The sequence below is a fragment of the Bradyrhizobium tropiciagri genome, assembly GCF_018130545.1.
Classification (GTDB): Bacteria; Pseudomonadota; Alphaproteobacteria; order Rhizobiales; family Xanthobacteraceae; genus Bradyrhizobium; species Bradyrhizobium tropiciagri_A.
In genome coordinates this window covers 265,422-285,627 of the sequence record NZ_JAFCKF010000010.1, presented here as the reverse complement: position 1 = coordinate 285,627, position 20,206 = coordinate 265,422, and the positions used below count along the sequence as shown (strand labels likewise).

Here is a 20,206-nt window from a genome sequence, read left to right as displayed (position 1 = left end):
CCTGAGAATGAGGCGAACCGGCCGCAGAGCCGGCGCCGTGAGAAAAAAGATGCGTGAGGAAACGTCTATGGTTTCGAACCAGGTACCAAGTCTGGCTGTCGACGTGCCGGTATCGGAGACGCCGCGCCGCCGTGCCTGGCCGCGATTTCTGACTTCGGAGCACCCGTTTCCGTGGCTGGCGCCGATCACCGCGCTGATCCTGGCGTTCGGGGTCTATCCGCTGCTCTATGCGCTCTGGCTGTCGTTCTTCAAGCGCAACCCGGTCACGCGCCTGAACGTGTTCAATCCCACCTGGAATTGGGGAAAGCTGTTCGCTGATGACCGGGTGTGGGGTGCGATCGGCCACACCTATCTGTACACCGTCACCGCGCTTTCGATCGAGCTTTGCCTGGGGCTTGCCATCGCGCTGCTGCTCGATAGCGACCGCAAGGGTTACGGGTTGCTGCGCGCACTGATGACGCTGCCGCTCGTGGTGCCGCCTGCGGTCACGGGCATGATGTTCCTGCTGATGCTGGACGGATCCTTCGGCGTGATCAGCACCGGCCTGGTGTCGCTCGGTCTATGGCCGCCGCAGCATCCGATCCTCGCCTCGGGGAGCACGGCGCTCCTGGGCGTCCTGCTGGCCGATATCTGGCAATGGACGCCGTTCATGGTGCTGATCATGCTGGCGGGGCTGCGTGCCTTGCCGAAGGAGCCGTTTGAGGCCGCCGCGATCGATGGCGCGACCACGAGCCAGGCCTTCTTCCGGCTAACCCTGCCGATGCTTTCCAAGATCATCGCGCTCGCGGTCCTGATCCGCGGCGTCGATCTGTTCCGCATCTACGACTACGTGAAGGTGATGACGGATAGCGGGCCGGGCACCGCGACCGAAACGCTCACCTCCTATGCGGGCACCATTTACTTCAAGAACGCCGACTTCCCGTATGCCTCGACGATCTCGCTGTTCACGCTGCTGCTGGTGATCATCACCTCGAGCCTGTTCATCAAGCTGTTCAAGGTGAGGTTCTGATGCAGGAAACCTTCTGGCAGAAGCGATTGCGTGATGTGGCCGCGGTGCTCGTGGTCGGCATCTTCATGTTCCCGCTGTTCTGGTGGGCGCTGACCTCGTTCAAGCCGACGTCGGCGATCTTCGACAAGGACGGGATCGTCTGGTTCAACTTCAAGCCGACGCTGGTGAACTATCAGGTCACCATGCTCGGAAAGTCGCGGGCGGAGCTTGCGATCGAATCCGGCAACACCTTTGGGGTGGGCGGTGCGAGCTCCTATGACAGCCGGCAGACCATCATCGATTCCCTGATCGTCGCGGTCGGCGCGACCGCGCTGACGGTGCTGCTCGCGGTGCTGGCGTCCTACGCGCTGTCACGGATGCGCTTTTACGGGCGGCAGGCCTACCTGAACTGGATCCTGTCGCAGCGCTTCATGCCGCCGATCGCGATCATCGTGCCTGTCGTGTTCATGTTCCACTACATGTCGCTGCTCGATACGCGGCTTGGTCTGATCATCGTCGATACGCTGATCAACCTGCCGATCGCCGTGCTGCTGATGAAGTCGTTCTATGACGACGTTCCGGTCGATGTCGACGAAGCCGCGATGATCGATGGCGCCTCGCGCTTGCAGATCTTCTGGCGCGTCGTGCTGCCGATGGTGAAGGGCGGCGTCGCGGCGACCGCCGTGCTCTGTTTCATCTTCTCGTGGACCGAATTCCTGCTGTCGCTGTTCCTGACCAACTCGATACGGACGCTGCCGGTCAAGATCACGACCTTCGTCACGTCGACCGGCTCGGAATGGGGATTCATTGCGGCTCTCGGCACCACGGCCGTGATCCCCAGTTTCATCTTCATCCTGCTGGTCCAAAAGCAACTTGTCCGTGGCCTGACCCTCGGATCTCTCAAGGAGTAGGCGCGCGGATCGGGACTACAAAGTCAAACAAAACGTTGGGAGGAGTATCTATGAGTTTCAAGAAGTTCGACCAGCAGACATTCATCGTCGATAGCGCAAACGCCTATACCAACAAGCAGATCTCCAAGCGCGAATTTCTGCGCCGGATGGGATTGGCGGGCGTCGGATTTTCGGCCTTCGGAGCCGGCATGCTCGGCAATCCCAGGGGCTTGCGGACCGGCAACATGCTCACCAGCGCGGCTTATGCCGACGGCCTGCCGGACAACCAAGCCAAATGGCTGAAGGACGTCGGCAGCAAGTTCAAGGGCGCCAAGATCCGCTACTCGACCGAGTCGACGCCGCCGTCGGTGATCCTCAACCAGATCAAGAAGGAGTTCACCGATCCGACCGGTATCGAGGTTGAGGTCGAGATCGTGCCGCTCGAGCAGGTGCTCGCCAAGGCGACGCAGGACGTGCAGGGCCAGCTCGGGTCCTACGACCTCTATTATCTCGATCAGTCCTGGATCTCGATGTTCCAGCCCGACTGCATCGATCCGGTGGCCTACTACAAGGAGAAGCCGGAACTGGCGATGCCCGATTTCGATTGGGACGATTTCTCCAAGCCGCTGGTCAAGAACGTCGCCCAGGTCGAAGGACAATGGATGGGCATTCCGTTCGACATTCCGATCTTCACGCTGATGTACCGCAAGGACATTCTCGAGAAGCACAAGATCGCGGTGCCGACCACCTACGAAGACTTCCTGGCCGCGGCCAAGCAGATCACCGAGGCCGAGAAAGGCAACGGCGTGTTCGGCACCGGCCTGCAGGCCAAGTCCGGGCATTACTCGCTGGAATGCGACTGGAGCCAGGCGGTGTGGGGCCATGGCGGCTCGATCTTCAACAAGAACAAGAGATTCTCGGGCAATGACGAGCAGGGCGTTGCCGGCTTGAAATGGTACCAGGAGTTGCTGAAGGTCTCGCCGCCGAACTCGACGGCATCGACCTGGGACGGCCAGTTCGAGATGATGCATTCGGGACAGGTGGCGCTGGTGCAGAGCTGGGACGAATTCTTCCCGGGTCTCGACGCCGACGACTCCAAGGTCAAGGGCCTGTGGGAGCCGGCAAAGCCGCTGACCGCCAAGAAGCTGCGCTCACCGTCGGATGCCGGATTCAATGAGCAGCCCAATCTCGGCCATCAGGGCGGCTCGTGCATCTCGCTGTCGAAATACTCCAAGAACAAGGAGGCGGCGTGGATCTTCATGCAGTGGGGTTGCTGTAAGGAGATCATGACACGCTGCACGCTGCTCGGCGGCTTCGCGCCGATGCGCAACTCCTCGTTCGCCGATCCCCGGGTCAAGGCAAAGGCCAAGGTCGGCGCCGGCACCACGCGGCACCTCGATACGGTGAAGTGGGTGATCGACAATGCGATGGCGACCGAACCGCACATGGCGCTGTGGGCGGGCCTCTCGACCAACGAGATTCCGACCGAGCTCGGCAAGCTGCTCACTGGCCAGGCCTATGGCGGCGACCCGCAGAAGTGCATGGATGCCCTGGCCAAGGACATTGATGCCAAGGTGAAGGATGCCGGCCTGCTCTAAGGGCTTGCACGACAAGAACTTGCGAAGGCGACCCCGGTCGCCTTCGCTTCTTGTGGAATGAGGCGGCATGACCAAGGATCTGGTAATCGGTATCGACAGCTCGACCTCGGCGACCAAGGCGATCGCCTGGGACCGCAGTGGTCGTGCCGTTGCGGAGGGACGCAAGGCGATCGGCCTCGCCAATCCGCAGCCGGGTTATTTCGAGCAGAACCCGGACGAGTGGTGGGACTCGACGGCGGCCGCCTTGCGCGGCATCACCGAGCAGGTCGGTTCTGGCCGCATCGCGGCGTTGGCGATCTCCAATCAACGCGAGACGTTCAGTGCGTTCAGCGAGGACGGCACCGCGATCAGGCCCGGCATGACCTGGCTCGACGAGCGGGCACGGCCTCAAGTCGTGCGCTTCGGCAAGTCGTTCGGCGCCGAACGCGTCCATGCGATTTCCGGCAAGCCGCTCGACGTGTTGCCCTGCCTGTACCGCATCATCTGGATGGCGGAGCAGGAGCCTGACATCTTCGCGCGCACCGCGCGGTTCGCCGAGGTCCATGGCTATCTGACGCATTGCCTGACCGGCCAGTGGCGGACATCGACGGCATCGGCCGATCCGACCGGGCTGCTCGACATGACGCGCAACACCTGGTCGGTCGAGATTCTCGATGCCGTCGGCATTGCCGCGGAAAAGCTGCCGTCGCTGGAGCGGCCCGGCATGCGGATGGGCGAGGTCACGCCGACGGCTGCCGCGTTCACCGGTCTGTCCGCTGGGACGCCGGTGATCTCCGGCGGTGGCGACGGGCAATGCGCCAGCACCGGTGCCGGTGTCACATCGCCGGGCAGCGCCTACATCAATCTGGGCACGGCCGTCGTATCCGGCAGCTACGGCCTCAACTATGCCTATGACCGCGCATTCCGCACCGAGAAGGCGGTATGCGACGACGGCTACATCTACGAGCAGTGCGTCCGGACCGGAACGTTCCTGGTCGACTGGATGGCGCGTGAGATGTTCGGGATCGATCCGGCGGCGCAGCGCAGCACCTTCAAGGCGCTCGAAGCTGAAGCCGCGACATGTCCGATCGGGGCGGGGGGCGTCGTGGTGCTGCCGTATTGGCTCGGCTGCATGACACCTTATTGGGATCCCTATGCGCGCGGCGTCATCGCCGGGCTGTCGGGCTCGACCCGGCGCGGCGCGATCTATCGCGCGTTGCTGGAAGGCATCGCGCTCGAGGTTGCGGCGCAAGCCGAGAAGATCGCAGCGGTGACCGGCGGCGAGATCGGGCAGTTCTCGGCAATCGGCGGCGGGTCGGACAGCGATCTCTGGCTGCAGATCCTGGCCGATGCCTCCGGCCGTCCCGTGTCCCGCTCGACGGCGCGCGAAGCCTCGTCGCTTGGCGCTGCGATCGCGGCGGCCAAGGGCGCCGGTTGGTACGGCACCATCGCCGAGGCAACCGCGGCGATGACGCGGCCGCCGGCCAGGATATTCCAGCCCGTACCGGCCAACGTCGCGCGTTACGCCGAGCTGCGCGCCATCCACGCCGACCTCTGGCCGAAGATGCTCGATTGGAACGCGCGCCTTGCGGCGTTCGCCGAGGGCACGCCGTCATGAAGCCGATCTCGTGCTTTCCCGCGGAGACCGCGCGTCGGATCGTCTGCGTCCTGACCGATATCGACGACACGCTGACCACCGACGGTCAGCTGTCCGCGGCTTCCTACGCCGCGCTGGAGCGGCTGCGCGGTGCCGGCCTCGCGGTGGTCCCGGTCACCGGCCGGCCCGCGGGCTGGTGCGACATGATTGCGCGGTTCTGGCCGGTCGACGGTGTGATCGGGGAGAACGGCGCGTTCTACTTCCGGCACGATCCGGTGGCCCGCAAGATGGAGCGCAAGTTCATCGCGACCGAAGCCGAGCGCGCCGCCAACCGGCACAAGCTGCGGGAGCTCAGTGAGCGGATTCTATCCGAGGTGCCGGGGGCTGCGATTTCCGCCGATCAACTCTACCGCGAGGCGGACCTTGCAATCGACTTCTGCGAGGACGTGCCGCCGCTGCCGCGCGATGCCGTCGACAAGATCGTCTGGCTGTTCGAGAGCGCGGGCGGCATCGCCAAGGTCTCCTCGATCCATGTCAACGGCTGGTTCGGCCGCTACGACAAGCTCGCCATGACCCGGATCTTCCTGCGCGACCGGTTCGGTCTCGATCTTGATGCCGCGAGGGACCGTATCGTGTTCTGTGGCGACAGTCCAAACGACGCGCCGATGTTCGGCTTCTTTCCGTATGCCTGCGGTGTCGCAAATGTGCGGGACTTCGAAGGCGCGATGGCCGCAACGCCAGCCTTCGTGGCCAACAAGCGGGGTGGCGAAGGTTTCGTCGAGATTGCGGAACACATTTTGTCGGCGAGAGCGGCCGCGTAGCGGGAAGGTTCAGTCATGGCATCTGTCACCATCAATAGCGTACGCAAATCCTATGGCGGGTTCGAGGTGCTGCACGGCATCGATCTCTCCATCGCCAATGGCGAATTCGTCGTGCTGCTGGGGCCGTCGGGTTGCGGGAAATCGACGCTGCTGCGGATGATCGCGGGTCTCGAGCCGATCACGTCGGGCCAGATCAGCATCGGCAACGTCGTGGTCAATGAGCTGCATCCGAAGGACCGCAACATCGCGATGGTGTTCCAGAATTACGCGCTCTACGCACATCTGAGCGTGTTCGACAACATGGCATTCTCGATGCAGCTCAAGAAGGTCCCGAAGGAGGAGATCCGGCGCAAGGTGGAATGGGCCGCGTCGATCCTCAATCTCACGCCCTATCTCGACCGCCAGCCCCGGCAGTTGTCCGGTGGTCAGCGCCAGCGCGTGGCGATGGGCCGTGCCATCGTGCGGGACCCGTCCGTGTTCCTGTTCGACGAACCTTTGTCGAACCTCGATGCCAAGCTGCGCGTGCAGATGCGAACCGAGATCAAGGAGCTGCATCACAAGTTGTCGACGACGACAGTCTATGTCACCCACGACCAGATCGAAGCCATGACGATGGCCGATACCATCGTGGTGCTGCGCGACGGTCACATCGAGCAGATCGGCAAGCCGCTCGACATCTACGACCGTCCGGCAAACCTGTTCGTCGCCGAGTTCATCGGCTCGCCATCGATGAATTTCCTGTCCGGCGAGGTGGCCGCCGAAGCGGGCCGGCTGGTTGTGCGCGCCAACGGCGTCTCGCTGCCCTTGCCGCCCGGCGCCAATGTGACCGCGGGGCAGGTCGTGAAATACGGCATTCGGCCCGAGCATCTGCGGCCGGACACCGGCGGCGCGGGCATCCCGGCCAAGGTATCCGTCGTCGAACCGACCGGTCCCGAAATTCATATCTACGCCGACATCGGGGGACAGGAGATCTGCGCCATCACGCAAGATCGCCTCGAACTGGCGCCTGACGACGCGATCAGCCTGGTTCCCGCACTCGACCGGATCCGCCTGTTCGACCCGACCACAGGCAAGGTCATCAATGGGCCCAACGAAGCCCCGCCGCGCACCCTGATGCGGGCCTAGCTCGAGCACTGCGACTGCGCGGACGTCACCAAACATAAGAAGCCGGAGGAAAAACATGGTGGACTACGTCATCGTCGGCGCGGGCTCGGCCGGATGCGTCTTGGCGAACCGTCTGTCAGCGTCCCCGGACAACAAGGTCGTCTTGCTCGAGGCCGGCGGCAGGGATACCAATCCGTTCATCCACATGCCGGCGGGCTACCTCGCGCTGATGAAATCGGGCAGCGTCGACTGGCATTACCACACTGATCCGCAGGCGCATCTGAACGACCGCATCCTGTTCTGGCCGCGCGGTAAGGTGCTGGGAGGATCCAGCGCGATCAACGGGATGGTCTATATCCGCGGCCATGCCTCCGACTACGACATGTGGGCTCAGCTCGGTAATCGAGGCTGGTCTGCCGCGGACTGTCTGCCCTATTTCATCCGCTCGGAAGGACGCGAGGCGGGAGCTGATGCTTACCACGGCGGCGATGGCCCGTTGCTGACAAGCAGGATGAAGGAGATCACCCATCCGCTGACCAAGGCGTGGTTCGAAGCCGGCAAGCAGGCCGGATTTCCCGCGACCGACGACTTCAACGCCGCGGACCAGGAAGGCTTCGGTCCGGTCGACAGCACGATCGGTGATAACAGGCGCGCCAGCGCGGCGCGGTGCTATCTGCATCCGGTCATGAGCCGTCCGAACCTCCAGGTGATCACCAAGGCGCTGGCGTCGCGCGTGCTGGTCGAAGGCGGCCGCGCCGTCGGCGTCGAGTACATCAGGAACGGCCAGCTCCATACGCTGCGGGCCGACCGCGAGGTGATTCTGTCGGGCGGCGCGATCAACTCGCCGCAGCTGCTGCAGCTGTCCGGGATTGGCGATGGCGATCATCTGCAATCGCTCGGGATCAAGGTCGTGCACGAGCTGAAAGGTGTCGGCCAGAATCTGCAGGACCATCTTGCCTGCGGCGTCAAGCAGCGCTGCACTCAGCCGATCTCGTTCCTCAAGCACACCAAGCCGCTCGGCGCCACCAAGGCCTTCATTCAGTATGTGCTGACCAGGACGGGGCCCGCGACGTCACACGGTCTGGAAGCGATGGCATTCCTGAAATCGCAGCCCGATCTGGTCGCACCGGACCTGCAATATTTCTTTGTCCTGTTGATGTACAGCGATCACGGTCGCCAGATCACCAACGAGCACGGCTTCATGGCCTACTTCAACATCGCGCGTCCCGAAAGCCGCGGCACGATCATGATCAGATCGACGGATCCGCGGCAGCATCCCTCGATCCAGCCGAACTATCTGGAGGCGCAGAAGGACGTAATCAACATGCGTGACGGCATCAGGATCGGCCGCGACATCATCGCGCAACAGGCATTCGACCCGTATCGAGGCGACGAGTATAGCCCTGGTTCCCGCGCGACGTCAGACGCAGACATCGACAGCTATGTGCGTCAAACTGCCGAAACCATCTATCACCCGGTCGGCACGTGCAAGATGGGTTCCGACCCGCTTGCAGTTGTCGATGATCACCTTCGTGTCCACGGCATCGAGGGATTGCGGGTCATCGATGCGTCCATTATGCCGCGATTGGTTTCGGGGAACACCAACGCACCAACAATCATGATTGCGGAAAAGGGAGCGGACTTCGTCCTCGGTCGGCAGCCGCTCGCGGCGATGGCGAGGCTGGCGTAGCTGCCATAGCTGTCCGCGGATGTCGGCGGACCTTCCTTGAAGGTCAGCTTCGCTTCAGATAGGCCGCCAGCATCTTGCGTGCGTCTTCGGCTAGCGCGCCACGCCGGGTCGGCAAGGTCGCTGGCGAACATCGACGAGAGCGTGTAGACGTTGGTGAGATGAAACTGGCTCAACGCGGCAATCATGACATAGAGTCGCAGCGGATCGATGTCGGCGGCAAGCGCGCCCTCGGCGACACCGCGCGCGAGCAGGCTTTGGGCATCGAGAGCGCCGGCGAGGACATCTCGTGAATGCGCGGCGATTTCTTCATGAAGCGTGCCTTCAACAGGTTCTCGGTCCGCAGCAGGCTCGCTCCGCTTTCGGACCGCGACATCGAAGAGAAGCGGCGCGAAGGCGTACGGACCGGCCGAAGCGACTGGGACGCGGATCGTGTCATCGGCGCCGTCTGGCGGCTCGATTCGGCGGATGACGTCGGCTATGTTCTGCAATCGCTGCGGCCGCCATCAGCGGCGCGCCAGACAACTTCCAACTAGACTCTCTAAGGACCTGAAAGGGACGATCATGAGCAAGACCGAACTGTTCGAAAAGGGCCTCAAGGTTCGCAAGGAGGTCCTCGGCGAGGATTACGTCAACAAGTCGATCGCCGGCGCCGATGAATTCACGCGCACCATGGCGGAATGGTCCACCGAGTTCTGCTGGGGCGCGCTGTGGACGCGGCCCGGCGTCGACCGGCGCACGCGCTCGATCGTCAATCTGGCGATGCTCGGCGCGCTGAACCGCCCGCACGAATTGAAGCTGCATGTGAAGGGCGCCCTGAAGAACGGGCTGACGAAGGAAGAAATCAAGGAGATCCTGCTGCAAGTCGCAGTCTATTGTGGCGTTCCCGCCGGCATCGACGCCTTCCGCAATGCGCGCGAGGCGTTCAACGAGATCGATGCCGCCGGTTCCTGAGGTGAGTCCCATGGCGGAGCCCGAATACGAGCTCTTCGCCATCCGTTACGCAACGCGTGATGCACATCGAAGTGAGCATTTCATCGGCAGCGGCCTACGAGCACGAGCCTGCCTGAATCTGCCGATCAAGCAGGCAGCGCCTCCCGATTTGTCGGTCTGAGAAGTTAGCCTCGGTACCCGATCGTCGGACCCTCGATCGATGGAGCGCTTCGCTTCGATTGCTCACCCTTCGGCGTCGCGTTGTCTAGCTCGCTTCGAAGGGAAGCGAGAGGAAAGCCTTGCTTCGGCAGGCTGCGCGACCGGGCCGGCTCCCATAGCCCAATTGGGCTATCCAGGTGCCGCACATGACGTGACTGTTTGGCACAAGCTGCACTGGCCTGTGGGCTCCACCGTGATCTACAGTGACGATCATGGGGCAGGGCAGCGATAGATTTTGGCGAGTGTGTCGTGCGGGCCTGCCAGCCGGCGCTCGCAAATGGCTGCATCATCGGCTCGAAGCGGCCGATGGCGATCTGGCCTTCAAGGTATTGGTCGTGACAGGCGGGATGCTGTCGACCGTCGCGATCGCCTTTGGACTGTTGTCGTCCTGAGCGCCTCAGCTGAAGTTGAGCGAGCTGATGTCGGCGACGAGCCCTGCGGTACGGATCACTCCCGGCGGTAATGAATGCGCTTCAGATTAGCTGCAAATTTGATCGGACGTCGAGACCGCCCGGTCGCTAGTTTAGGCATCGGGACCTGGGCCGCGGTCGTCCTGGTTTGCTGCGCACAACAGGCGGCCGCGCTGCCGCTGACGCCGTTCCGGTATGAGACTCAGGCCCAGCGGCATTGTCCCGGTGATGCCGTGGTCTGGCTCGATTTCCGCCGCGGACGCTACTACCTCAAGGGCCAGAGCCGCTATGCCAGGGGCTTCGATGGCAGCTTCGTGTGCAGGAACGAAGCGCGCGAGAGCGGCTATCGGCGTTCGCTGCTCGGCCTGCGGTGACGTCACCGAAGGCCGGGATGCGTGCGGCCTACCAGCCGTAATAGCGCGGTCGGTAGTAACCGTAGCCTCCGCCAGGCGGGCAATAGCCATAGCCGTATCCCGAGCCATAGCCGTAACCGTATCCGCCGCCGTAATAGGGATATGCGCCGTAGGCCGAGCTCGCGATGGCTCCGCCGACGATCGCGCCCGCCGCAGCCGCGCCCCAGCCGCGATAACCCCATCCTCCTCGATATCCGCCCCAGCCGCCGTAGCCTCCTCGCCAACCGCGATAGCCCCAGCCGCCGCCGCGCCAGCCGCCGCCCCAGCCACCCCAGCGAACCTGAACGGTGGCATTGTCGACCGCGCTCTTCATCGCAGCAACATTGGTTGGAAGCGGCGCGGCCTGGCCGGCGCCAATACCGACCGTGCTCGCGAGCAGGGTCAAGGCGAGCACAGTTTTGATGTTCATCATGACGTCCTCCACATCGGGGTGACACAGGCAGTCGTGATCGCATGGCAGCCAAAACGAAAACCGGCTTCTCGATCATGCGCAGCCGAGCTTCGCAACCAAGCGCGAGCCGACGCTTGATCTGGATCAAGTCGTGCGTGGCAGGGCGATGGCACCGATTCCTGCGTGCCTGCTGACGCTCAATCGAAAGCACGCCCTTGAAAACCCTTCGCCAGCTCGTGGCCGGAGACGAGTTCATCCAGCTCGCAATTCGCCTCGGGTTGCTGGCGCTGCTGATTTACTGGTCGTTCGTGCTGGTTCGGCCGTTCGTGCCGATCCTGACCTGGAGCGTGGTGCTCGCGGTCGCGCTCAATCCCGTCTTCAATTGGCTTGCAGGCGTGCTCGGCGGCCGCGCCGGCATCGCTGCGCTCGTTCTGACCCTGATTTCGCTGGGCGTCGTCATCGGACCGGCGACCTGGCTCGGGATCGGAGCGGTCGAGGGAGTGAGGGAGATCGCCGGACAATTGAGCGCCGGCAACGTGGTCGTGCCGTCGCCGCCGGCGGCGGTCAAGGATTGGCCGCTGATCGGCGCGCCGCTCTATGATTTCTGGGATCGGGCGTCGACCAATCTGCGCGCCGTGCTGCGTGAGGTCGTGCCGCATCTGAAGCCGCTCGCCGGGCCCCTGCTTGGGTTCGCCAGCAATGCCGGGGTCGGGATGCTGAAGTTCCTGCTGGCGGTCGTCCTGGCAGGCTTCCTGTTTCCCTATGGCTCGCAGCTTGCCGCGGCGTGCCGAAGCTTCCTGTCGCGCATCGTGCCGGAACAGAGCGAGCACTTCCTCGACCTGGCAGGCACGACCATTCGGGCGGTCTCCCGCGGCGTCATTGGCATCGCCGTCCTGCAGTCACTGCTGGCCGGCATTGGCTTCAAGCTGGCCGGAATTCCGAGTGCGGGTCTGTTGGCGTTTGTCGTGATGCTGCTGGCGATCGTGCAGATCGGGGCAGCGATCGTGCTCATTCCGGTTATCATCTGGCTGTGGTCGGCCAAGGACTTCACGACGGCGCTCGCGCTGACGTTGTTCTTCCTGGTCGTCGGCGTCCTCGACAATGTGCTGAAGCCGCTGGTGATGGGGCGGGGCCTCACCACACCGGCGCCCGTCATCCTCGTCGGGGTGATCGGCGGCACACTCGCGCACGGCATCGTCGGCCTCTTCATCGGTCCAATCATTCTCGCAGTCGCCTGGGAGTTCATCACGGCATGGATTCGGGACGACCGCGCCCGGCTGGCGGGAGAGCGATGATGTTGTTTCAGCTCCTTGTGGGGTCGGCGGTCAGCGCCATCAACATCGTGATCCATTCGCTGTGGACCGTTGCAGCCATCGGGTGGCTTCGCAACGTCGGCTTGACCGCGTCCGGCCGGGCGTGGCTACAGCTCAGTGGTGTGATGGTCGCAACCGCGCTTGCGCTGATGCTGGCGCACACGCTGGAGATCGTGGTGTGGACGTTGGCCTATTGGGTGCTCGGCGCAGCACCCGATGGCAGCAACCTGCTCTATTTCGCCTTCGTGAACTACACCACGCTTGGCTATGGCGACGTTGTGCCGGTCAAGCAGTGGCTGCTGGTCGGACCGATGGCTGCGATGAACGGTATTCTGATGTTCGGCTGGTCGACCGCGGTCCTGTTCGAGGTGCTGCAAAAGACCATCGAGCGCCAGGCGGCGCTGACGAAATCCCCGTAACGTTGCGGTTAGTTGTCCAGCCTGGCCAGCTGCTCGCGGTCGACCAGCATGATCTCGCGCTGGTTCGAGCCGAGGAAGTCGAGCGCGCCGTAGGCATGCAGCTTTGACAGCGCGCGCGATACCGTCTCGAGGGTAAGCCCGAGGTAGTCGGCAATATCACGCCGGCACATCGGCAGGGCGACGACGCCGACCCCGGTCAGCCGGCGGTCCATTTCGAGCAGGAACGCGGCAACTCGCTCCAACGCGGTCTTGCGACCGAGCAGTAGCATGTGATCTTCGGCGTGCTGCAGGTTGCTGGTGGTCATGATCAGCAGGTTGCGAGCCAGGGCGAAATCGGAATCTGCCACCCGTTCGAGGCTCATCCGCCGGATCAGGCGCACGTCAGTGTCGACGACTGCTTCGGCGGTGAAGCGATGGGTTTCGGCATTTTCAAGGCCGAAAATGTCGCCGACGAGGTGAAAGGCGCCAATCTGGCGGCGTCCGTCGGAGAGGAGCTTGTAGCTGCGGACTGCCCCAGAAACGACCTGGTAGACGTATTCCGCCGGCTCCTTCTCCCCGTAGATCTCGGTGCCCTTCCGGTAGTGGAATTCGCTGGTGATGCAGTTGGCGTGCTGGGCGGTCAGCCCGCCGAGGATGCTCGGTATATTGGCCGGTCTGACATTGACGCGAGCAAACATGGACTAGCTCTCTTTGGGTATCGACTGTTGCAGCGTCCGTGGCGGCTTGAAATGCTTGTCCGCGCGCAATGTCTACGACAGGGCCCGGCCAGTCTCTATTGGTCCTGAGGTCATTGTCCCAAAGGACAGGGTGCGCGAAATGCGGCAATTTGTTCGTAATTGGTGTGCACAGTCTTAGATTACTTTTCAATTTTCATGCTGATAGTCGGGTGCTAGATTTCAAACCCGTTGGTCTCCGGCTCCGAACGCTATGGGCAGTGCAATTCGGCTCTCTGGACTGATCATCCTCCTGGCTGCCTTGTTGTCGCCGGCTGGTTTGCAGGCGCAACAGATGCGCCCACATTCCATGCTGGTGCTGGACCAGTCTGATCGACGTGGCCCCTTCTACTACCAGGTGTTTGTTGGGCTGAGGGATGCGGTGAGCGCTCACGGCCACGCGCCGACCACCGTCTACACGGAAAGCCTCGATCTCAACCGTTTCGGCGGTGAGGCCTATCAGGAGGACTTTCGCCGGTTTCTCGAGGCGAAATATCGCGATCGACCGATCGGCGTCGTGGTCACCATCGGTGCGGCTGCGCTTGAGCTTGCGCTCCGCTGGCGCCCGCAGCTCTGGCCCGACACGCCAATCGTATTTTCGCTGGTCGAAGAGGCCGATTTCAAGCGACTACAACCGCCGGCCTATGTCACCGGCGGCATCGTGAGCTTGAAGCTGAAGGATGCCGTCACGGCTGCTCGCGCCGTGGTGCCGGGACTCAGGAGCGTCGTGCTTGTTGGCGCGGATTGGAACCAACAGGTTCTGTTTCGCAATTGGAAAGACCAAGCAGCGGCCGGCATTCCGGGTCTCGACATCATCGAGATCATTGGACGTCCGATGCCCGAGATCGTCGAGCGGGTCGCAGCGCTCCCCGAACATAGCGCGATCATCTACACCGGCCTCTATAGCGACGGTAAGGGCAACTACTATCCGCCCTCGGATGCCCTCGCATTTGTCGCCGCAAGAGCCAATCGTCCCATTGTCGTCGCAGCGGAGACTTTCCTCAATGCGGGCGGGATAGGCGGATTCGTTATCGTCCCGGCATCGATTGGTGCCGAGGCGGCGCAAAGGGCGCTGCGAATTCTGGATGGCGAGACGCCGGAAAGCCTGCCCCCGTCGATGATCGATGCCGTGAAGCCGATCTTCAACTGGCGGCAGATGCAGCTCTGGAATGTCAGCGAATCGAGGCTGCCAAAAGGCAGCGAAATTCGCTTTCGCGAGCCGACCTTCCTGGAAAAATATCGTTGGCGGGCGGTCGCTCTGGTCACGGCACTCCTGGTTCAAACAACGCTGATTGCATTCCTGCTGCACGAACGGTTCATGCGGCGGAAGGCCGAGGTCGAATCCGGCAATCGCCTGTCTGACCTCGCCCATATCAATCGGCAGGCGACTGCTGGAGAGCTCTCGTCCTCGATCGCCCATGAGCTCAATCAGCCGCTGGGCTCGATCCTGACCAATGCCGAGAGCGCGGAGTTGATCCTGGCCTCGCCGACGCCCGACCTTCAGGAGGTGCGGGAGATCATTTCCGACATCAAGCGCGATGATCTCCGGGCGAGCGAGGTGATCCGCAGGATGCGCAGCCTGCTGAGACGTGCGCCATTTGAGAAAAAGGAGATCGACCTCAACCAGACCATGCGGGAAGCATTCGATTTCCTCAAGCTTCAGGCCTCGGCGCGCAACGTCGCAATCTATTTGCAGACCTCACCGCAGATCCTGCGGGTGAAAGGTGACCCGGTACAGTTGCAGCAGGTCATTCTCAATCTGGTGGTCAATAGCATGGACGCGATGGCCAAGATGCCGTACGGGCGCACGATCATCGGTCGCACCGAGGTCAACGGGGACGCGTCGGCGGTGATTTCGATCTGCGATTCCGGTCCGGGAATTCCGCAGGACAGGCTGAACGAGATCTTCGATCCGTTCTTCACCACGAAGGAGCAGGGCATGGGCGTCGGCCTGTCCATCGCTCGGACGATCGTTCTGGCGCATAGCGGTCAGATCTGGGCCGAAAACCAGTCCGGAGGAGGCGCGGTATTCCACCTTTCACTGCCACTGGCAGCGTAGTGCGTTTGGGTCTTGCTTGTCCGATTGCAAGGTTCAATTTACGACGAACGCAGCATTTTCAGATTGCCGCTGATGATCATTCTACAGATAGCGGCGATCATCCGCGGTGGAGCAGTAATGCACGCTTACGTGCACATAGTCGACGACGATGCCTCGTTTCGCGCAGCTCTCGAGCGCCGGCTCAAGCTCGCAGGCTATCGTGTTGTCACCTACGCGTCGGCCCGGGAATTGCTCGACCGATTGCCTGACGACGAAGAGACCGGCTGTATCCTGCTCGACGTGCGCATTCCCGGAATGAGTGGTCCGGAGTTGCAGCGTCGTCTGAACGAGTTGGGATCGACGCTTCCGATCGTGTTCCTGACCGGACATGCCGACACGGCAACCACCGTCCAGGCCATCAAGGCCGGTGCCGAGGATTTCCTGACCAAGCCGATCGCCTCGGAGCAGCTGATCGAGGCAATCAATCGCGCCGTCGTCCGGCACGAGTTGGCCCGAGGCCAGCGAACCAGACTCGACTCACTCCGCGCGCTGCTGGCGAAGCTGACCCCACGGGAGCGGCAGGTGTTCGATCTGATCGTGTGCGGCCGGATCAACAAGCAGATTGCGCACGAGCTCGGCACCACCGAACGCACCATCAAGGCGCATCGTCATCAAGTCATGGAGAAGATGCAGGTGCAGTCTTTGGCCGAGCTGGTCTCGATCGCGGAACGGCTCGGCACGCGCGCATCCGGTGATGAAATCAAGGCCTGATCCATCGGGAGTTCTGCCCGTCCTGTCCCATGGTACAATATGAAAGCTGTATGACGGAGCTTATCTCAGATATTGGCCGCGACAATGTTGTCGAGCCGATAGCCGCTTGACATGCCCCTTGTCCAAGGGCGGACGAAGGTCATTCAGCGATCAGGGTGAGGCCTCAGGATTTGCCGACCGCGAAATTCGTCTTCGTCGTGGATGATAATCCCTCGATGCTCCGTGGAATCGGACGGCTTCTGCGGCAGTATGGATTTGCATCCAGGCTATTCGAGACCGGAAGCGCATTACTGAGGGATGGCAGCCTTGATAGCGCAGTGTGTCTCATCCTGGACATCAATCTCAGCGATGGCTCCGGGATCGAACTGCGCCACCGGCTGGCGGATCTTGGCGTCGACGTCCCGGTCATCTACATCACCGGAAACGACAGCCCGGCGACACGCATGGCGGCGATGGCATCGGGATGCGTGGCCTATCTGACCAAGCCGTTCACGGCCAGTTCGCTGATCCAGCCGATTGAACGGCTGCTGGCCGGCGTCGCCTAGCGACTGCGGCTCCCGATCATTCGTCGATGGCTTGATCAAGCGTCAGCGCGGGGGCGCCCTTGCGCACGGTCGCAAAGCGGTCGAGTGGCACCGAGGTCGTTATCGTCAGAATGCTGCTGTCGACAACCTCGATCGAGAGCGCCTTTCCGCTATCCATGTCCTCGAGCAGCTTGGGATCGGCGACATCGGCCGCAATGCACATGTTGGTCACGCACCAGCTATAGGGCAGGCGATAGACCTGCTTCTGGTCGACCGATAGTTTGACCCCTGCCCGCAAATACATCCCGACCGGGAGAAAGAGCTGGACGCGGTCGCTGCCGTCGTCGCGCTCGACCAGATCGACGCGAACGGCGGTCTGCCCGGTGGGGAAGGTGCCGGTGATCGTCGTTCGGCACAATGTCTTGGCGCCGGCGGCGTTGAAGCAGAGCTTCTTCCATTCACCATATTTGATGTCCCGGACCGGCGCGCGCGTTCCGCGCGGGGCCACCTCGCCGCCGTCCTTGATCGCAGCGGGCGGTGAAGGCGCCTGTTGGCCGTGAGCCGCACCGATGCCGGCCGCGAACAGCACCAACTTGGCCAAGACTCCATACCGGACCATGGATGCTCCTCCAGCGGGCTGATTAGCTAGCGAACGTTGCCCAGAAATCGTTCGACCAATGGCGACCAAATGGGGATGGAATCGGGAGAGCCGATCAGGAAGTGCCCTTCGTCGCCGAACGGCGGTAACAGATGGTACTCGGCACGGCCGCCGGCGGCGGTGAAGGCCCCGTACATCCGCTTTGACAGCGCCGGGCCGAAGAACGTGTCGTTCTCGATGTAGAACCACAGCATCGGCACCCGCGAGGTGTGGCCGAACGCGCCGGTCGCCTCGACCAGTCTGTCGGGATTGCAATTGTTGTTGGGCTTGCCATCGACGCGGCCGCCGCGGCCTGCCGCGAAGGTGATGATGGCCTTGACCTGCGGTGGATTGAGGCTCGACAGCGCGATCGCCGCCCAGCCGCCGGCCGATTGTCCGACCACGATGACGTCTTTCGGCACGATGCGCTTCTCGGCGGCCATGTAGTCGATGATCCAGAGATCGACCTGCGCGACGGCGAGACCCGCATCGTGGAAATTCGGATTGGTGCATTTGCCGATCTTGGAGAAGAAGGGGCCATAAAGTCCGCGTTCGGGTATGTCGATCGCTGCCGCGCCGTAGCCGGTACCGACCGGCGCCACCACGAGATAGCCGCGCCGTGCGAACCACATCGCGGCATCGCGGAATTCGACCAGCGGGAAGAAGCTGCGATCCCTGGGATTCAGCGAGACGCCATGGTTCATGATGACCAGCGGGAACGGGCCGTCGCCGACCGGACGAACCAGATAGGCGAACATCGGCAGCGGTAACGGCAACACCCAGATCTCTTCCTGGATGCGTTGGGACGGACCTTGGTCATCGGTGCGTGCAGGAGTGGTCAAGCCAAGCAGCAGAAGCACGCCGATTGCGAGGGTCCGTAAGCGGTGCTGACGCATGCCACGCGCTCCAGCGATCATCAGGCAAATGGGCAGGTCACGACAATCGAGCCGAATACGACCAGAAGCACGTTGCAGGCCGCGATGGCTTGATCTGAATCAACGAGCATCGGTCCCGCTTGCGCAACCAGATTCGAGCGTTGCGTCGTTACATGGCGGGCCTGATGTCAATCCAGGGGAAGACGAGTTGGTTTCCGCCGGCGAGCTGGTTGGCCGACTACCGCGCATCCTGGCTTGGGCCGGACGCAATTGCCGGGGTCACGCTGGCGGCCTACGCGATCCCGGTGTCGCTCGCCTATGCGGGACTAGCCGGCCTGCCGCCACAGATCGGCGTCTACGGCTATCTGCTTGGCGGCGTGGGCTACGCCTTGCTGGGCTCGTCGCGGCAACTCGCGGTGGGGCCGACTTCGGCCATCTCGCTGATGATCGCCGGCGCCGTCGGCGCGTTGGCCGGCGGCGATGCCACACGTTACGGGCAGATCGTCAGCATCGTTGCCTTCAGCGTTGCCGTGCTCTGCCTGATTGCGTGGCTGTTCAGGCTCAGCCTGCTGGTGCGGCTGATCAGCGACAGCATTCTGGTTGGCTTCAAGGCCGGGGCTGGGCTCACCATCATCATGAGCCAGCTGCCGAGCCTGTTCGGCGTGGCGGGGGGCGGCCACAACTTCTTCGACCGGGCGATCAAGCTTGCCGGTCAGCTCGGCGATACCAGGCCACTGGTGCTCGGCTTCGGCCTGGCGGCGACCGTTCTGCTGCTGCTCGGCGAGAAGAGACTGCCCGGAAAACCCATCGGGCTGGCAGTCGTTGCGCTGTCGATCCTCATTGCGAGTGTGCTCGGGCTTGCGGCATTGGGATTGCCGGTGACGGGAACAATTCCGACCGGGTTACCGAAAATCTCGTTGCCGACATTTGGCCTGCTCGAGTTTGACGATCTTTTTCCCATCGCTGCCGGCTGCCTCGTGCTTGCCTACGTGGAAGGCGTGTCGGCCGCGCGAAGCTTTGCTGCAAAGCACGGTTACGCGCTCGACGTCCGGCAGGAGTTCCTGGGGCTCGGTGCGGCCAATCTCGCAGCGGCCTTTGGGCATGGCTATCCCGTTGCGGGCGGCCTGTCGCAATCGGCCGTCAACGATGCCGCCGGCGCGCGGACGCCACTGGCCCTGGTGTTCTGTTCGGGAACGCTTGCGCTCTGCCTGCTGTTCTTCACCGGCCTCCTGACCAATCTTCCGAAAACCGTGCTTGCCGCGATCGTCTTTTCGGCCGTCTACAAGCTGGTCGATATTCCGGCGCTTGCCAGGATGTGGCGGATCAGCCGGATCGACTTCTACGCGGCGATCATCGCGCTGGTGTCGGTGCTGTTCCTTGGAATCCTGCAGGGCGTGCTGCTGGCGGCCGTCGCCTCGATCTTCCTGCTGCTGTTGCGCGCGTCGCAGCCCAATATCGCGTTTCTGGGCCGTCAAGCCGGCAGCGGCCGCTATTCCGATCGCGCGCGACATGACGACGTCGAGCCTTTGACTGGGATCATCGCGTTCCGCCCGGAAACCTCGCTGCTCTATGTCAATGCCGAGACGATCTTCGAAACGGTGCTCGCCGCACTGCAGGTGTCGCCCGACGTCAAGCTGGTCGCCTGCGACCTGTCGGCCTCGCCCTTCATCGACCTGGCGGGGTCGCGCATGTTGCACGACCTTCACCAGGAGCTCGCATCGCGCGGAATCTCGTTCTGCATCGTTGGTGCACACGCGCAGCTGCGCGACCTGCTTCAGGCAGATGGCCTCGCCGACAAGACCGATAGCAGGGACTGGATGAGCACGCTTGACCACGTATTGAGCAACAGGAAGCAGCAGCCCAACAACTAGCGTGTGCGGCCAAGT

Annotated in this window: 21 protein-coding genes and 1 pseudogene; 17 read left to right on the top strand and 5 right to left on the bottom strand. The window is 62.8% G+C overall.

What is annotated here, in order from left to right; genetic code table 11:
• Positions 1-67: 67 nt before the first annotated feature.
• The 7 genes from JQ616_RS35135 to JQ616_RS35105 all read left to right on the top strand — a co-directional run bounded on the left by JQ616_RS35135 (position 68) and on the right by JQ616_RS35105 (position 8,667).
• Positions 68-1,009, top strand: coding sequence for a carbohydrate ABC transporter permease (locus JQ616_RS35135; protein ID WP_212022736.1), 942 nt, complete (start codon positions 68-70; stop codon positions 1,007-1,009).
• Positions 1,009-1,899, top strand: a complete 891-nt coding sequence (locus JQ616_RS35130; protein ID WP_212022735.1) for a carbohydrate ABC transporter permease — start codon at positions 1,009-1,011, stop codon at positions 1,897-1,899. The genes JQ616_RS35135 and JQ616_RS35130 overlap by 1 nt, the downstream gene beginning before the upstream one ends.
• 50 nt (positions 1,900-1,949) lie before the next feature.
• Positions 1,950-3,476 carry an ABC transporter substrate-binding protein gene (locus JQ616_RS35125; RefSeq protein ID WP_212022734.1) on the top strand — a complete coding sequence of 509 codons (1,527 nt, stop codon included), beginning with the start codon at positions 1,950-1,952 and terminating at the stop codon, positions 3,474-3,476.
• Between the two features lie 67 nt (positions 3,477-3,543).
• Positions 3,544-5,073, top strand: a complete 1,530-nt coding sequence (locus JQ616_RS35120; protein ID WP_212022733.1) for an FGGY-family carbohydrate kinase — start codon at positions 3,544-3,546, stop codon at positions 5,071-5,073.
• Complete coding sequence (locus tag JQ616_RS35115) at positions 5,070-5,873, top strand: HAD-IIB family hydrolase (protein WP_212022732.1); 804 nt, start codon at positions 5,070-5,072, stop codon at positions 5,871-5,873. Before JQ616_RS35120 ends, JQ616_RS35115 begins: the two co-directional genes overlap by 4 nt.
• A gap of 15 nt (positions 5,874-5,888) precedes the next feature.
• Positions 5,889-6,998 carry an ABC transporter ATP-binding protein gene (locus JQ616_RS35110; protein ID WP_212022731.1) on the top strand — a complete coding sequence of 370 codons (1,110 nt, stop codon included), beginning with the start codon at positions 5,889-5,891 and terminating at the stop codon, positions 6,996-6,998.
• A 55-nt stretch (positions 6,999-7,053) separates the two neighbouring features.
• Positions 7,054-8,667: a choline dehydrogenase gene (locus tag JQ616_RS35105; RefSeq protein ID WP_212022730.1), complete on the top strand. Its 1,614-nt coding sequence runs from the start codon at positions 7,054-7,056 to the stop codon at positions 8,665-8,667.
• Between the two features lie 140 nt (positions 8,668-8,807).
• On the opposite strand, the pseudogene JQ616_RS39975 reads toward JQ616_RS35105, so the two are convergent.
• Positions 8,808-8,867: pseudogene (locus JQ616_RS39975) on the bottom strand (hypothetical protein); the annotation flags it as partial.
• A gap of 90 nt (positions 8,868-8,957) precedes the next feature.
• Here JQ616_RS39975 and JQ616_RS35100 point away from each other — a divergent pair.
• The 4 genes from JQ616_RS35100 (at position 8,958) to JQ616_RS35085 (ending at position 10,600) form a co-directional block, all read left to right on the top strand.
• A complete protein-coding gene (locus tag JQ616_RS35100) occupies positions 8,958-9,200 on the top strand; it encodes a hypothetical protein (RefSeq protein ID WP_249137672.1) in 243 nt (80 codons plus the stop codon).
• Positions 9,201-9,228: 28 nt separating this feature from the next.
• The gene (locus JQ616_RS35095) at positions 9,229-9,618 is read left to right on the top strand and encodes a carboxymuconolactone decarboxylase family protein (protein WP_212022729.1); all 390 of its coding nucleotides are present in this window, start codon (positions 9,229-9,231) and stop codon (positions 9,616-9,618) included.
• Positions 9,619-10,019: 401 nt separating this feature from the next.
• The gene (locus JQ616_RS35090) at positions 10,020-10,208 is read left to right on the top strand and encodes a hypothetical protein (RefSeq protein ID WP_212022728.1); all 189 of its coding nucleotides are present in this window, start codon (positions 10,020-10,022) and stop codon (positions 10,206-10,208) included.
• 74 nt (positions 10,209-10,282) lie between these two features.
• Complete coding sequence (locus JQ616_RS35085) at positions 10,283-10,600, top strand: hypothetical protein (protein WP_212022727.1); 318 nt, start codon at positions 10,283-10,285, stop codon at positions 10,598-10,600.
• Positions 10,601-10,628: 28 nt separating this feature from the next.
• Here the strand turns inward: JQ616_RS35085 and JQ616_RS35080 are convergent, their stop codons facing one another.
• Positions 10,629-11,051 carry a hypothetical protein gene (locus JQ616_RS35080; protein WP_249137667.1) on the bottom strand — a complete coding sequence of 141 codons (423 nt, stop codon included), beginning with the start codon at positions 11,049-11,051 and terminating at the stop codon, positions 10,629-10,631.
• Between the two features lie 194 nt (positions 11,052-11,245).
• Here JQ616_RS35080 and JQ616_RS35075 point away from each other — a divergent pair, with 194 nt between their 5' ends.
• Both JQ616_RS35075 and JQ616_RS35070 read left to right on the top strand, forming a co-directional pair.
• Positions 11,246-12,325: an AI-2E family transporter gene (locus tag JQ616_RS35075; RefSeq protein WP_212022726.1), complete on the top strand. Its 1,080-nt coding sequence runs from the start codon at positions 11,246-11,248 to the stop codon at positions 12,323-12,325.
• Positions 12,325-12,762: a potassium channel family protein gene (locus JQ616_RS35070; protein WP_212022725.1), complete on the top strand. Its 438-nt coding sequence runs from the start codon at positions 12,325-12,327 to the stop codon at positions 12,760-12,762. Before JQ616_RS35075 ends, JQ616_RS35070 begins: the two co-directional genes overlap by 1 nt.
• An 8-nt stretch (positions 12,763-12,770) precedes the next feature.
• On the opposite strand, the gene JQ616_RS35065 is transcribed toward JQ616_RS35070, so the two are convergent.
• Positions 12,771-13,439, bottom strand: coding sequence for a helix-turn-helix domain-containing protein (locus JQ616_RS35065; protein WP_212022724.1), 669 nt, complete (start codon positions 13,437-13,439; stop codon positions 12,771-12,773).
• 250 nt (positions 13,440-13,689) lie between these two features.
• On the opposite strand from JQ616_RS35065, the gene JQ616_RS35060 reads away from it, so the two are divergent.
• The 3 genes from JQ616_RS35060 (at position 13,690) to JQ616_RS35050 (ending at position 16,829) form a co-directional block, all read left to right on the top strand.
• Positions 13,690-15,534, top strand: coding sequence for a sensor histidine kinase (locus tag JQ616_RS35060; RefSeq protein ID WP_212022723.1), 1,845 nt, complete (start codon positions 13,690-13,692; stop codon positions 15,532-15,534).
• Positions 15,535-15,651: 117 nt separating this feature from the next.
• Positions 15,652-16,284 (top strand): response regulator transcription factor, encoded by a 633-nt coding sequence (locus tag JQ616_RS35055; RefSeq protein ID WP_212022768.1) that lies wholly within the window; start codon positions 15,652-15,654, stop codon positions 16,282-16,284.
• Between the two features lie 170 nt (positions 16,285-16,454).
• The gene (locus tag JQ616_RS35050) at positions 16,455-16,829 is read left to right on the top strand and encodes a response regulator transcription factor (RefSeq protein WP_212022722.1); all 375 of its coding nucleotides are present in this window, start codon (positions 16,455-16,457) and stop codon (positions 16,827-16,829) included.
• A 16-nt stretch (positions 16,830-16,845) separates the two neighbouring features.
• Here JQ616_RS35050 and JQ616_RS35045 read toward each other — a convergent pair whose 3' ends face one another.
• Both JQ616_RS35045 and JQ616_RS35040 read right to left on the bottom strand, forming a co-directional pair.
• Positions 16,846-17,427: an invasion associated locus B family protein gene (locus JQ616_RS35045; RefSeq protein WP_212022721.1), complete on the bottom strand. Its 582-nt coding sequence runs from the start codon at positions 17,425-17,427 to the stop codon at positions 16,846-16,848.
• Between the two features lie 26 nt (positions 17,428-17,453).
• Positions 17,454-18,341 (bottom strand): alpha/beta hydrolase family protein, encoded by an 888-nt coding sequence (locus JQ616_RS35040; protein ID WP_249137665.1) that lies wholly within the window; start codon positions 18,339-18,341, stop codon positions 17,454-17,456.
• A gap of 164 nt (positions 18,342-18,505) precedes the next feature.
• Here JQ616_RS35040 and JQ616_RS35035 point away from each other — a divergent pair, with 164 nt between their 5' ends.
• Complete coding sequence (locus JQ616_RS35035; RefSeq protein WP_212022719.1) at positions 18,506-20,191, top strand: SulP family inorganic anion transporter; 1,686 nt, start codon at positions 18,506-18,508, stop codon at positions 20,189-20,191.
• The last annotated feature ends 15 nt before the right edge of the window (positions 20,192-20,206 follow it).

Bases quoted from the DNA above. Each gene is read 5' to 3' on its own strand.
- JQ616_RS35130 (WP_212022735.1), top strand. From the start codon at position 1,009: ATGCAGGAAACCTTCTGGCAGAAGCGATTGCGTGATGTGGCCGCGGTG.
- JQ616_RS35055 (WP_212022768.1), top strand. From the start codon at position 15,652: ATGCACGCTTACGTGCACATAGTCGACGACGATGCCTCGTTTCGCGCA.
- JQ616_RS35120 (WP_212022733.1), top strand. From the start codon at position 3,544: ATGACCAAGGATCTGGTAATCGGTATCGACAGCTCGACCTCGGCGACC.
- JQ616_RS35135 (WP_212022736.1), top strand. From the start codon at position 68: ATGGTTTCGAACCAGGTACCAAGTCTGGCTGTCGACGTGCCGGTATCG.
- JQ616_RS35065 (WP_212022724.1), bottom strand. From the start codon at position 13,439: ATGTTTGCTCGCGTCAATGTCAGACCGGCCAATATACCGAGCATCCTC.
- JQ616_RS35125 (WP_212022734.1), top strand. From the start codon at position 1,950: ATGAGTTTCAAGAAGTTCGACCAGCAGACATTCATCGTCGATAGCGCA.
- JQ616_RS35100 (WP_249137672.1), top strand. From the start codon at position 8,958: ATGCGCGGCGATTTCTTCATGAAGCGTGCCTTCAACAGGTTCTCGGTC.
- JQ616_RS35115 (WP_212022732.1), top strand. From the start codon at position 5,070: ATGAAGCCGATCTCGTGCTTTCCCGCGGAGACCGCGCGTCGGATCGTC.
- JQ616_RS35105 (WP_212022730.1), top strand. From the start codon at position 7,054: ATGGTGGACTACGTCATCGTCGGCGCGGGCTCGGCCGGATGCGTCTTG.
- JQ616_RS35060 (WP_212022723.1), top strand. From the start codon at position 13,690: ATGGGCAGTGCAATTCGGCTCTCTGGACTGATCATCCTCCTGGCTGCC.
- JQ616_RS35070 (WP_212022725.1), top strand. From the start codon at position 12,325: ATGTTGTTTCAGCTCCTTGTGGGGTCGGCGGTCAGCGCCATCAACATC.
- JQ616_RS35080 (WP_249137667.1), bottom strand. From the start codon at position 11,051: ATGATGAACATCAAAACTGTGCTCGCCTTGACCCTGCTCGCGAGCACG.
- JQ616_RS35095 (WP_212022729.1), top strand. From the start codon at position 9,229: ATGAGCAAGACCGAACTGTTCGAAAAGGGCCTCAAGGTTCGCAAGGAG.
- JQ616_RS35085 (WP_212022727.1), top strand. From the start codon at position 10,283: ATGCGCTTCAGATTAGCTGCAAATTTGATCGGACGTCGAGACCGCCCG.
- JQ616_RS35110 (WP_212022731.1), top strand. From the start codon at position 5,889: ATGGCATCTGTCACCATCAATAGCGTACGCAAATCCTATGGCGGGTTC.
- JQ616_RS35035 (WP_212022719.1), top strand. From the start codon at position 18,506: ATGTCAATCCAGGGGAAGACGAGTTGGTTTCCGCCGGCGAGCTGGTTG.
- JQ616_RS35040 (WP_249137665.1), bottom strand. From the start codon at position 18,341: ATGCGTCAGCACCGCTTACGGACCCTCGCAATCGGCGTGCTTCTGCTG.
- JQ616_RS35045 (WP_212022721.1), bottom strand. From the start codon at position 17,427: ATGGTCCGGTATGGAGTCTTGGCCAAGTTGGTGCTGTTCGCGGCCGGC.